Source organism: Paenibacillus sp. JT31N7 (genome assembly GCF_059692095.1).
This window is the reverse complement of sequence record NZ_JCAUAT010000004.1, coordinates 181344-193721: the sequence shown is the minus strand read 5'-3', so window position 1 is coordinate 193721 and position 12378 is coordinate 181344. Positions and strand designations below refer to the sequence as shown.

Below are 12378 nucleotides of genomic sequence, written 5' to 3'. Positions count from 1 at the left end.
CATACGGGATTATAACCCCCTCCACGTGCAAGATTTTTACTTTTATTAGTCTGATTTTGACTTCCATAATTTACATTTTTGACTTTAATAGCATTTTTCTAGTAATCTGGTAGAGTGCCCTCTTGCACCCCTCACGTCATTATAAGCATTCTTTGCCCTGCGAGATTGTAACTTATGACACCTGGGTATTATATCTTGTGGGAAAATCTTACTTGGCTCCGCCCAGAAAGAGAATCGTTTAAACAGGGGAGATTGGTATATGCCGGCTATCGACAAGCAGAAAATCGTAGAAAGTGTACCCCAAAAGGGGTTTTTCGGACATCCCAAGGGGCTGTTCACCTTATTTTTTACAGAGTTTTGGGAACGGTTTTCCTATTACGGAATGAAAGCTATCCTTGTTTTCTACATGTATTACGAAGTGACCCGCGGCGGTCTCGGCTTTCCGGAAGGAACCGCACTGGCCATTGTGTCGATTTACGGTTCCCTCGTGTATATGTCGGGGATTATCGGAGGATGGCTCGCCGACCGGCTGCTCGGTACTTCACGGGCCGTGTTCTACGGCGGGGTTCTGATTATGTTCGGGCATCTCGTGCTGGCCGTGCCGGGGAACATCGCCCTCTTCTTCGTCTCAATGGTGCTGATCGTGCTCGGCACCGGGCTGCTCAAGCCTAACGTATCCAGTATCGTAGGTGAAATCTACAGCGAACAGGATACCCGCCGCGATTCCGGTTTCAGTATTTTCTATATGGGAATTAATCTGGGCGGCTTCATCTCTCCGCTTATCGTAGGAACGGTGGGGATGAAAAACTTCCACCTCGGCTTCGGCCTGGCGGCTATCGGGATGTTCCTCGGGCTGGTCTTGTTCGTTCTGACCAAGAAAAAGAACCTCGGGCTTGCCGGAACCGTTGTGGCCAACCCGATGTCGCCGGCCGAGAAGAAGAAAGTCTTCACGATTATGGGAATAGGAATCGTCGTAGCGGCCATCCTGGTTGCCATCGCCATTCCGGCGGGACTGCTGACCTTCTCCACGTTTATCAAGCTGATCGGGGTGCTGGGTCTTCTGATTCCGACGATTTACTTCATCGTCATGTACAGAAGCCCCAAAACCACGGCGGTAGAACGCTCGCGGCTCGTGGCCTATATCCCGCTGTTCATCGCGTCGATCATGTTCTGGGCCATTCAGGAGCAGGGCTCCACGATTCTGGCCAACTACGCGGATAAGCGGACCCAGCTCGACTTCATGGGCCTGAACATTTCGCCGGCCTGGTTCCAGTCGCTTAACCCGCTGTTCATTATCGTTTTCGCGCCCGTCTTCGCGTGGCTGTGGATGCGGCTCGGCGACCGCCAGCCGACGATTCCGAAGAAGTTCTCGCTCGGCCTGCTGTTCGCCGGCTTGTCCTTCCTCGTCATCCTGCTGCCGGCCTATTTCGGCGGTGACGCTCTGGTGAATCCGCTGTGGCTGGTGCTCAGCTACTTCATCGTCGTAGTCGGCGAACTGTGCTTGTCGCCGGTCGGCCTGTCCGCTACGACGAAGCTTGCGCCCGCGGCCTTTACGGCCCAGACGATGAGCTTGTGGTTCCTGTCCAACGCGGCGGCGCAGGCGATCAATGCGCAGATCGTCAAGTTCTACACGCCCGAGACGGAGATGCTTTATTTCGGCGTCATCGGCGGAGCCGCCATTGTGCTCAGCCTGCTGCTCTACGTGCTGTCTCCGAAAATTCAAGGCTACATGAAGGGTGTAAAATAAGATTCTACGGCGAACCTCCGGTCTCGAATCGGAGGTTTTTTTATGTTTCCGGCGTTTATAGGCGACAGGTTCAACATGTTTTTGCTTCCACCCTCTGGACGCATATCCCCCCTTTAAGGATTTTCTCCTGCCCTTTAACATAACTTTATTACTATTGACAATAAATCCCTGCTGAATTACGCTATTTCTAGAAATACTAAAATACGATGACTTCTTGAAAGCGGGTTTTTCGCAGTGACCGATGATTGTGCGGTTAAAGTCTACAAAGCGCTCGGTGAAATCACGCGTCTGCAGATCGTCAGAGTGTTGGTGATGCAGCGGGAGCTGGCCTGCCTGGAGATGGCCCGGCAGTTAAAGATTACAGCCGCTTCCACTTTAACGCATCACTTGAAGCCGCTGCTCGAGTGTGGAGTGATTGCCGTCCGTAAGGAGGGAACGTTCCGTTACTACCACGTACAGAGGCACGTTCTTGAACGGTACGCGCCTTATTTGCTCCACGAGTAAACCATTTTACTTTTTATTTCGGTATTTGCAGAAATATGAAATTAATAAAAACGGAGGAGATTTAGGATGGCTGAGGACAAAGGAGTCTTTGAAGCAACCGGCATAAGCACTTGGGAGAAACTGCAGAACGGTCCGGAGAGCAAGCTTTTCGAACCGGTGAAAATAGGAGCCTGGAGCCTCCAAACCCGTACGGCCATGGCCCCGATGACCCGCTGTTTCGCGGACGACCGGACTGGCGTCGTCGGCGATGACGTAGCCGAATATTACCGGAAGCGGGCTGCGGACGGGGTCGGCCTGATCATTTCCGAAGGCATTGTGATCAGCCCCCGCGGCAAAGGAAATCCAGGGGTACCCGGCCTTTACACCCGGGAGCAGATCGAAGGGTGGAAGAAAGTAACCGAGGGCGTACATGCGGAAGGCGGCACGATTATCGCCCAGATCTGGCACGTGGGCCGCTTGTCTCACCAAGAGATTACCGGCGATTTGCCGCCGCAAGCCCCGTCCGCCATTCGGGCGGAAGGAAATGTGGCCCGGCTGCGCAAGCCTTATGACACTCCCGAGGAAATGACCCTTACGGACATTCAGGAACTGGTAGGCCAATTCGCGCAGGCGGCCCGAAACGCGATTGAAGCCGGCTTCGATGGCGTCGAAATCCACGGTGCGCACGGATATCTGATCGACCAGTTCAACTCGGATACAAGCAACCGCCGGACAGACCGGTACGGCGGTGACCTTGCACAGCGGTTAACGCTGACGAAAGAAGTACTGAAGGCGGTTATCGATGCGATCGGGCCCGAGAGAACGCTGATCCGCTTTTCCGCCCACAAAGTCGACGATCCGACTTATATGTGGCCGGACCCGGACAGCGCCATCCGCACATTCACAGAGGCCTTCCGGGAAGCGGGCGCTACCATGATCCATCCTTCCACCATGCAGTTCACCCGGTTGCTTGCCGACGGGAAAACGATGCATCAGCTCGTGCGCAAATACTGGGACGGAATCATCGTGGGAGTCGGAACGCTGGACCCCCAAACCGCGGAACAGGCTTTAGCCGAGGGAACGATTGACCTGGCCGCTTTCGGCCGGCCGCTCCTTTCCAATCCGGACTTTATTCACCGCCTGAAGAACGGACAGCCGCTGGAGGAATACGATGCGAAGCGGCACCTGGGCGTTTTAGCATAAAACAAGAACTGACCGCCGCTCTCAAATCACAGCTTTGGCTGCCCATACAAAACAAGCTGACGCCGCTAATTCAGCAGTGTCAGCTTGTTTATTTTAGTCTCAACCTCGGCGGCAAGCGCCCATAGGGTCCTGCCGAGCCGTCATGTCAGCGCCCGCCGCATGGCCCCGGCACGGCGCTGTCGTGCGGCTGTTAGGCCTGCATCCCTTGAGCCTGGGCCACAAATGCTTTGAAATCCGGGACGGTCGGATTCGCCAAATAGTGCCCGCCTTCGACCTGAATCGTCTGGCCGGTGATAAACTTCGACTCGTCCGAGGCCAGGAACAGCACGGTGTAGCCGATATCGTCCGCTTCGCCGTGGTACGGCAGAGCGTTGTACTTGGCGAAAATGTCCAGCACCGGCTGCGGCATGTTGTTTTTCGCGGCAGGCGTCAGAATCAGCCCCGGCGCGACTCCGTTGCAGCGGATGTTGTCCTTGCCGTACTGAGTCGCGATATACCGGGTCAGGTTTACGACGGCGGCCTTGGAGGCACCGTACGCGGAGCGTGTGGCGTCCGAGGCGAAAGCCGCCATCGAGGCCGTATTGATGATCGAGCCGCCGCCGGCTTTGATCATATGCGGAATCGCGAACCGGCTGCCCAGCAGGACGCTTTTCGTATTGACGTTCATGAGACGGTCCCACTCTTCGAGATCCATGTTCACGACGTCGACATCTTTCTTTAAATTAGTCAAGCCCACGTTGTTAAAAAGAACGTTCAGGGCGCCGTATTGTTCCACGGTAAAATCAACGGCTTCGCGGATCGATTGTTCGCTGGAAGCATCCAGGAATATGCCCTCCGCTTCCCCGCCTGCGCTTTTGATCGTTTCGGCCGCTTCTTTCGCGCCTTCGACGTTAAAATCTCCGATGACGACTTTAGCCCCTTCTTTGGCAAGCAGTGCCGCTGCGGATAACCCGATGCCGGATGCCCCGCCTGTTACTAAAGCTACTTTACCTTGTACTCTTCCCATCATGTTAGCCTCCTGTATGCCGATTAGTCCTTATCCTTGAAGTTTTTGCAATATTCGTCATGGCTCCCGGCGTGCAACCGAGTTTGCCGGCCAGCACGCTCTGCTTCCGGGGGCCGTTCTGGTTGAGCTCGGCCAGAGCGATAATCGGAGAAATCCCTATGTTAGACTGAAAAGATTTCGTCCAGCGGATGATCGCTTCGTTCGTGAACAGCCATACCTTTGCCGATACCGGAAGCTCCGCCTGTAATAATCGCGACTTTGCCTTGTAATTTTTCAGACATGATAATATTCATCTCACTTGCATATATTTTAACATCTAATAATTTATTAGTAAACATTATCATGTTAAAGCACCTGACGAACGAAACAACCACAGAGGAACGGCGAACCTTATTAACGTAAAAAAGACGCCCGGCATAAATGCCTGACGCCCTACTAGAATGCTCAACATAATTGGATTTAACAAGGTTTCGGAGCCTGCCGGACCGTTTTACGTACGGGTTTTATTCCTTCCGGCCGCAGCCGGATCCTCCCAGCACTCGAGGTCTTCCAGACCCGGCACACTGTTTCTCGTGAAAACGGGATCCTTGCCCGCTTTTTTCTGTTTCACGTAGTCGTATAATACCGCAAAGGCGATCTTGGATAACCAGGTGATCGCAATCAGGTTCACCACCACCATCAGACCCATAAACAAGTCGGCCAGATCCCAGACCAGCTGGACCTTGGCGACGGAGCCGAAAATAACCATGGCCAGAACGGCGATCCGGTAAAGCCGGACCCAAGCTTTATTGGAATGGAGGAATTCGATGTTCGTTTCCCCATAGTAGTAGTTACCCAGCAGCGTGCTGAACGCGAAAAGAAACACCATAATCGCGAGGAAGCCGGACGCCCACGACCCGATATGCACGCTCAAGGCGGCCTGCGTAAGCTCGATGCCGTTGAGGCTCGGATCGGTATATGCTCCGGAGAGCAGCACGATAAAGGCCGTGCTCGTACAAATGATCAGCGTATCGGTCAACACGCCGAAAGCCTGGATCAGCCCCTGCTTCGCCGGGTGGGACGTGGTGGCCGTTGCCGCGGCGTTCGGCGCGCTGCCCATCCCCGCTTCGTTGGAGAACAGGCCGCGCTTCACTCCCTGGAGCAGCGCCGCTCCCAGCGAACCGCCCGCAATTTGCTCGATTCCGAAGGCGTTTTTGACGATCAGAGCCAGGACCTCGGGCATTTTCGTTATATTCATCAGTACGATGAACACGGCGATCCCGATATACAATACCGCCAGCACAATAACAATGTACTCGGACATTTTCGCAATCCGTTTGACCCCGCCGAAAATAATCGCTCCGAAAATCAGCGTCATGATGATGCCGACCGTCAGACGGTCCGTACCGAAAGAATTTTCGAATGCGACCGTAATCGTATTGGACTGTACCGCATTAAACACCAGACCGAAAGAAATCGTAATCAGGACGGCGAACAACGCTCCCATCCACCGCTTCTTCAAGCCCGTTTGCATATAATAAGCCGGTCCTCCGCGGAAGCCGTTCTTATCTTTGATTTTATAAACCTGCGCCAGGGTGCTTTCGACGAAACTGGAAGCCGAACCGATAAGCGCGATAATCCACATCCAGAATACGGCGCCGGGTCCCCCCAAAGCGACGGCGATAGCCACCCCGGTAATATTCCCGGTTCCTACGCGTGCCGCCATACTGATACAGAACGCCTGGAAAGGCGAGATGTTGTCGCCCGAGCCGCTTTTGGACTCGAACAGCACCCGCAGCATTTCCCGGATCATGCGGAACTGCATGAATTTCGATCTATACGTAAAATAAAGACCGATGCCGATTAACAGGACAATCAACAGTTTGGACCATAGAAGGTCGTTCAGCAGATTAATCATACTTTGTAAAAAATCAATCATGGTGTACCTCGCTTGTCGGTTATTTTTTTGCACAGTATGATAAAAAACTTTTTAAGTATACCAAGTTTTCGCCCGTTGAGGTAGGATCTTAGCGCCTGTTTCAGATTTTGGAAATTGTCGGCGTCATGTCGCGGGAGTAGGGGCAAAAAGGCGTTATTTGCTTGAACAGGGGGGGATCCGACTGATCCAGTAGCTGCGGCCGCGAGTAGACGTCCATCTTCGCTTCCGCCGCTTCGGCGGCCAGAAAAAGCGTAAACAGCAGCCAGGTCAACACCATTTTTCTCATAAAAACCTCCGGTATCCGAATGTGATTGGGGTGTCCGTATTATTCCCTTCTCTGCAAAAAAAAGCAGCCTGCGCGAGTGCAGAGCTGCTTGGATTTTACCGGATTCCGGTGGAATTACATTCCGGTTATAAGGGTTTGCCCCAGAGAACGGTTACGTCCACCGTGACTTCATCTATTGCCATGGCCGAAGCTTCCCGCAGCCGTTCATCCCGGGCTCCCCAGGCTAAAGGGGTCATGCTCAGCAGAGGCTCCAGCAGTTCGGAGCCAAACCGCCAGGAATACCGGAGGCGCCGGCTGTCCAGTATCCTGAAGCGATCCCGGAACCGTTCAACGGCGGGACCGCTCGTGAAAAACTCCCGGTCCGTGCCGGCGTATAACATTTGGCGGATTTCACACAGATAGTTTTCTTCCGGGATGACCTTGATCAGCAGCCCGTCTTCGTCCAGCAGCCTGCCGAACTCCGCGTAGTTAGAAGGCGACAGGATGTTCAGAAGGACGTCGAATCCCGACTCCTTAAACGGCGCGTTCGCAAGGTCTGCGGCGCACCACAGCGCACCCGCGTCTCCTTTGGACGCCAGCCGGACCCCCTCCTTCGCCAGATCCATGCCGACCGCCAATAAATCGGCGCCCGTCCGGCCGCTCAACTGCCTTCTTATGCCGGATAAAAGGGAACCCTCCCCGCAGCCGGCATCCAGTATGCGGATTTTGCGGAGCCGTTTATCCGGTAACACGGCCTCCGTTATCCGTTCGCCGATATAATCGCGTACCGGATCGAAAAGCCCGTTTTCGCTGACGGTTTTCCGGGCCGCGAAAAGATTTTTGCCGTATTTGGTCTTAACGGCTTGCGGCAGCAGATTCAGGTACCCTTCTCTCGCGAGATCGAAATTGTGCCCCCGGCTGCAGCGCAGGCTTTTTCCCTCTATTATCGTCATCTGCCCGCCGCAGAGCGGACAACCGAATATCGTTTCATGGGCTGCCAAAAGCTGAGCAGCCTCGTTTCTGTTTCTTTGAGTGGACATGCCAAAAACACCCCGTTCATTCGAATAGTTGAATGAAAAAGGCACAGATAAACAAACCCTGGACCGTTCGCAAAAAACGGGAGAGTTTGGCTTAGCTGTACCTTTCATTAACGATAGCGAATGAATTGGATAATCATGGTCCGCAGTTCTCCTTGCCGATTATATGGAAGAAGCGCGAGGCCCCTTCTCTTTCGATTATAGCAGATTATCTTTGACAGCAGATGGTTTAGGAACTATACTAATTTTATGGAAAAGAATAGAACTTCTCAGACTACCAACAGAACGGGCGACAATAGCGGCGGCCGCAGCCTCGGCCGTCTGATCCTGCAGCTCCGCCGGCTTGAACGGCGGCCTCAGACTTTCGGAAGCGCAGGGCCGCTCACTCCCAGCGAAATCCACACGATCGAGGCGATCGGAACCGAGGGCGGCATTCTTATGAGCGAACTGGCCGGGAGGCTTGAAATTACAAAGGGAGCGGTGACTCAGCTTATTGTGCGTCTGGAGGCCAAGGACCTGGTGGTGCGTTCACCGCATCCGGAAGATTCCCGGGGAACGCTGATTTCGCTTACCGGCAAAGGAAAGGAAGCCCACGCGGCCCATGAAGAGGTACACCGCGCCTTCTACAATCAGCTCCAGGAGCAGCTGTCCGAGCAGGAAATTGAAGTGTTCGATACCTGTATCGAGAAATTGATCACTTTTTTAAAAAAATAAAAATGTAAAGAATCTTCAGGACGGAGCATTATTTTTTTGTCCAATTAGTTTAGTAACTATACCAATCGTCGGAGGTGACCGATTGTGCAAACAGTAAGAACACGGACTAAGGAACTGCGTCCTTCGCTCATGGTAACGGCTATTTGCTTGGGCGCTTTTATTTCTCATTTTACGGCCGGGATCGTGAATGTCTCTCTGCCCCAATTCGCCGCTATCTTCGGCACTACGCTCGGTACGGCCCAGTGGATCACAACCGGATATCTGCTCGTTATCGCCTCTTTGCTGCCTGTGATGGGCAAGCTTGGAGACCGCTACGGCTTCCGCCTCATCCATAACCTCGGGTATATCCTGTTCGGCATCAGCTCGGTACTGGTGGCCTTCTCACCAAACATAGGGGCGCTGCTCGGTTTCAGAATCGTGCAGGCTGTCGGCGCGGCCATGTTTCAGGCGACCAATATGGCCCTGATCACCCGGCACCTGCCCAAGGAAAACAGGGGGCGTGCGCTGGGCACGGTCAATACCGCCGTCGCCCTCGGCGCCATGAGCGGACCTATCGCCGGCGGGATGGTTGCGGAGTGGCTCAATTGGCACTGGCTGTTCCTGATCCACGTGCCCGTGGCGGTTATCGCTACCCTGCTGGCTTTCCGCTACATTCCGTCCGCTCCCGCCAAGGAAAAGCAGCCGTCCGCTCCTTTCGACACGATGGGAGGCTTGATGTTCATGGCGATCATCAGCTCCGTCATTTGGACGATATCCGGCGGCTCCTCACGGGGATGGCTGTCTCCGGTAACGGCGGCCGTGCTGACTTCGGCGGCGCTACTGCTGGCCGTCTTCCTGATATGGGAGCGGAGGCAGGCGAATCCTTTTATCCCCGTACGGGCTTTCCGGATTCCCGCGTTGTCCGTCGGCCTGATTATCAGCTGCGTGGCATTCGTACTCGCCAACAGCTTCCTGGTGACTCTTCCGTTCTACTTATCCGGCGTATCCGGGATGTCTCCGTCAACCGCCGGAGCGGTCATGACGGCCTATCCGATTCTGCTCGCCGTTACCGGCCCGTTCGCGGGTCACTTGTCCGACCGCTTCGGTTCGGGCCTGCTCGTCCTTCTCGGACTGCTTGCCATGGGCGGCGGTGCGGCTGTATTCTCCCTCGGCCTCGGCGGGCTGCCTATGGCGGGATTGATTGCCCTTCTGGCACTGGTCGGCCTGGGCATGGGCCTGATTACCTCGCCGAACAACAGTACTATTCTCCATCATGCGCCGAAAGAGCACGTAGGTTCTATAGGCGGCATGATCGCGCTGACCCGAAACCTGGGCATGGTCGTCGGAGCCGCTTTGGGGCTCGGAGTCGTCCAAGGGGCGGCTCAATCCGCTTCTTCGGACCCGGACCGGCTTCTCGGCGCGTTGAGTTCGGTTTTTGAAATCAACGTCTGGCTTTGCGCGGGCGCCATAGCCCTCCTGGGCCTCAGCTTTTATCTGGAAAAGCGCCGCCGGGGCAAACTTGAGCTAGCGCGAGGAGTTCATCCGAAAACACACCCTTAGAACCGGCTTTTTACCCGTTCTTCCGTCTGCGCTCCTCTGCTGTTTGTCCCCGTCTCCCGTTCACCGCCGCACCCTCCCTGTATTCAGGTTCCCGATCAAAGAGGAACCTTGCCGCCATTTGCCGGTATGCCTCCGCACGCTGGCGGCTGCCCCGCAGCTCTTCCTTCTCCGCCATCCAGGAGGCCAGGTCGGCAACCTCCATCTCCAGCCAATTCTTCTTCTCGACAAACCACTCATCGTACAGACCCGGCAGCAAAGGGTCCGGCAGCCTGGCGAGCAGGCGGCCGGCCGGTTCATACCGGCGATTTTCGCCGATAGTGCGGATCTCTTCCAGCTCCTTTAAAAAGTCCAGCAAATCGCAACGCAGGAGACAAAGCAGTCTGACATATTCCCGATCGACGGAAACTATGGAAGACTCTCCTTCGAAACTTCGCAGCATATTTTTGAAATGATTCAGATAGACCTTGAGATTCCTCAGAGCCGCTTTGCCGGAAATCTGCGGGAACAGGGCATCGCACAGCTCCTCCCGCGTTGCAGTCGGATGGAAGATCATGTACACCAGCAGACTCTTCGCGTAGCGCCGGTTCCACCCGTCCACCATTTCCCGTCCGTTCAAAAAGACTCGGAAAGACCCGAGCAGATCAATTTTAAGCACCTGGGCAAGCGCCGCCTGCTTCTCTCCTTCGTCCAGGAAAAGCTGAAGCGTATCCCGCAGTTCCCTGACCAGCGGCTCATCCGCTAAAGGCCGGCTGTCTTTTCGATGCAAAAATTGTTCGATCCACAGCGCCGTCGTACCCGGCTGTTCCACAAAGGGCATATTCGCGGCACCGGGCACGATCAGAAAGGACGCGCTGGGCAGAACCCCGACCGCCAGCGAAGCCGCCGTTACATAAAGAGGATCACACTCCCCCGCCAGAACGAGCGTACGGTGTGCGATGAATTTTAATTCCTTCCAGCCGTCTCCCTCCATAAAAAACTCCATAAAGCCGACATACACATCCGGATTCATCCGCCGGTAAGCCTCCCTTACTACCTGAAAGGCGGATGTATGAACAGGAAGCGAAGTTTTAAAGGCAGCCAGTTCAACCGCTAAAGCATCCACCCCCTCTTGTATTAGCCGTTTACGCTCCGTTATCTTTCTTCGGATAAGCGCCGCCGGTATTTTAACAGGAAGTGAAATCAGGACAAGACGGTCCACGCATTCAGGATAGGAACGGCAGAACTGAACCGCAATGCCGGCCCCTATCCCGTGTCCCACAAGATGAGCCGACGTAATTTCAAGCGCTTTCAAAACTCTTCGCAAATCGGCGGTCAAAAAGTCCCAGTCTAAGCTGTTTTCCTTTAACTCCGTGTTGAGTCCGTGTCCTGGAAGGTCATAGAGCACAATGCGGTAATGTCTGGCGAAATAAGGAATCAGCTCGTTCCATATCGTCCGGTCCAAGCCAAGCCCATGCAGGAAAACAAGGGTCTGGCCGTTTCCTTCTTCCGGCGAATATTCGTTATAATAAACGGTTACCCCGTCTTCAAAATGCATCTGCATCTTACTCCCCCAAACGCGTGCCGCAGGTCTTTTTTCCTATTTTAAAGGTCGCGCTCCCTTCCAGGCAACAGAATTTTCCGGTTTTTGTCGAATATTTCCGGTTTTTTGTAACCTTGCTGTAACCCTCACTTTGTTACCATAAAGGAAGTTTTTGTGCCTTTATCTATGCTGTTTACGGGCTGAATAGTATATTTTACGAGAATTATCAGGCGCCAATCGCTGCAAACCGGAGCATTTCAACGAAAAAGGACGACTGCGATGAAAAAGCATACCCGCTTCCAAAAAGCAGCAAGCGTATTGGATGGGTCCTGCTCTTATCGGTTTCCGTGCAGGTCTTAATGCCTATCCAACCGCTTTTTGCCAACGACCGCCAGATCCTGTTCGCCGTGGGCAGCAGGCAAATATCCGTCGACGGGCAGGACCGCGCGCTCTCCGTTCATCCCATTTTGCGGAACAACGTGACGTGCGTGCCGCTGCGCAGCATCGCCGAATCTCTCGGCAGCCATGTCGACTATGAAGACGGATTCATCCGGATCTCCGGCAGACGAACACCTGCGTCAAGCCCCGGCCCGGTCCCGGATGCTCCCATCGACAGGAATAACGCGTTGAAGGAGGGCACGTCTTACCGGGTTTATCAGCATGCCAACTTCTTGGACGGATTCCCTACCCGGCAGGAAACCGTATGCTTTGCGAAGCAGTAGGCGAACGCAACCGTCAAAAACCGCAAGGATGCCGTCGTATGGGACAGCTTCCCGCCTTACCGGGTCTACCAGAGCGAAAACTTTCTGGCCATGAAGATTACATCTACATCCGCGACCCGCATAACAAAACGGGCCGCGTAGCCAAGCAGCCTTTTAAAGAGGCTTGGGAACAAATGGGCCGGCAGGCCGGCAGCCTGCTCCCCGAAGTCTAATCTTTGCTTTTTA

General features: G+C 54.4%; 13 protein-coding genes. 7 read left to right on the top strand and 6 right to left on the bottom strand.

Annotation, left to right across the window (positions count from 1 at the left end):
* The first annotated feature begins 259 nt into the window (after positions 1-259).
* The 3 genes from AC58P5_RS19555 to AC58P5_RS19545 all read left to right on the top strand — a co-directional run bounded on the left by AC58P5_RS19555 (position 260) and on the right by AC58P5_RS19545 (position 3433).
* Entirely contained in the window at positions 260-1747 is a 1488-nt protein-coding gene (locus AC58P5_RS19555) for a peptide MFS transporter (RefSeq protein WP_497389448.1), read from the top strand.
* Between the two features lie 234 nt (positions 1748-1981).
* A complete protein-coding gene (locus AC58P5_RS19550; protein ID WP_497389446.1) occupies positions 1982-2251 on the top strand; it encodes an ArsR/SmtB family transcription factor in 270 nt (89 codons plus the stop codon).
* Between the two features lie 66 nt (positions 2252-2317).
* Positions 2318-3433, top strand: a complete 1116-nt coding sequence (locus AC58P5_RS19545; RefSeq protein ID WP_497389444.1) for an alkene reductase — start codon at positions 2318-2320, stop codon at positions 3431-3433.
* A 190-nt stretch (positions 3434-3623) separates the two neighbouring features.
* Here the strand turns inward: AC58P5_RS19545 and AC58P5_RS19540 are convergent, their stop codons facing one another.
* The 5 genes from AC58P5_RS19540 to AC58P5_RS19520 form a co-directional block, all read right to left on the bottom strand.
* A complete protein-coding gene (locus AC58P5_RS19540; RefSeq protein ID WP_497389802.1) occupies positions 3624-4439 on the bottom strand; it encodes an SDR family NAD(P)-dependent oxidoreductase in 816 nt (271 codons plus the stop codon).
* Positions 4440-4600: 161 nt separating this feature from the next.
* Positions 4601-4783, bottom strand: a complete 183-nt coding sequence (locus AC58P5_RS19535; RefSeq protein WP_497389442.1) for a hypothetical protein — start codon at positions 4781-4783, stop codon at positions 4601-4603.
* Between the two features lie 146 nt (positions 4784-4929).
* Positions 4930-6357 carry an alanine/glycine:cation symporter family protein gene (locus AC58P5_RS19530; protein ID WP_497389440.1) on the bottom strand — a complete coding sequence of 476 codons (1428 nt, stop codon included), beginning with the start codon at positions 6355-6357 and terminating at the stop codon, positions 4930-4932.
* Positions 6358-6457: 100 nt separating this feature from the next.
* Entirely contained in the window at positions 6458-6643 is a 186-nt protein-coding gene (locus AC58P5_RS19525) for a hypothetical protein (protein ID WP_497389438.1), read from the bottom strand.
* 125 nt (positions 6644-6768) lie between these two features.
* Positions 6769-7662 (bottom strand): putative RNA methyltransferase, encoded by an 894-nt coding sequence (locus tag AC58P5_RS19520; RefSeq protein ID WP_497389436.1) that lies wholly within the window; start codon positions 7660-7662, stop codon positions 6769-6771.
* A gap of 246 nt (positions 7663-7908) precedes the next feature.
* On the opposite strand from AC58P5_RS19520, the gene AC58P5_RS19515 reads away from it, so the two are divergent.
* Positions 7909-8373: a MarR family winged helix-turn-helix transcriptional regulator gene (locus tag AC58P5_RS19515; protein WP_497389434.1), complete on the top strand. Its 465-nt coding sequence runs from the start codon at positions 7909-7911 to the stop codon at positions 8371-8373.
* A gap of 84 nt (positions 8374-8457) precedes the next feature.
* Positions 8458-9912: an MFS transporter gene (locus AC58P5_RS19510; protein WP_497389432.1), complete on the top strand. Its 1455-nt coding sequence runs from the start codon at positions 8458-8460 to the stop codon at positions 9910-9912.
* Positions 9913-9922: 10 nt separating this feature from the next.
* Here the strand turns inward: AC58P5_RS19510 and AC58P5_RS19505 are convergent, their stop codons facing one another.
* Complete coding sequence (locus AC58P5_RS19505) at positions 9923-11452, bottom strand: alpha/beta fold hydrolase (RefSeq protein WP_497389430.1); 1530 nt, start codon at positions 11450-11452, stop codon at positions 9923-9925.
* Positions 11453-11790: 338 nt separating this feature from the next.
* On the opposite strand from AC58P5_RS19505, the gene AC58P5_RS19500 reads away from it, so the two are divergent.
* Both AC58P5_RS19500 and AC58P5_RS19495 read left to right on the top strand, forming a co-directional pair.
* Positions 11791-12153, top strand: coding sequence for a copper amine oxidase N-terminal domain-containing protein (locus tag AC58P5_RS19500; RefSeq protein ID WP_497389428.1), 363 nt, complete (start codon positions 11791-11793; stop codon positions 12151-12153).
* A gap of 38 nt (positions 12154-12191) precedes the next feature.
* Positions 12192-12365 carry a hypothetical protein gene (locus AC58P5_RS19495; protein WP_497389426.1) on the top strand — a complete coding sequence of 58 codons (174 nt, stop codon included), beginning with the start codon at positions 12192-12194 and terminating at the stop codon, positions 12363-12365.
* Positions 12366-12378 lie beyond the last annotated feature (13 nt).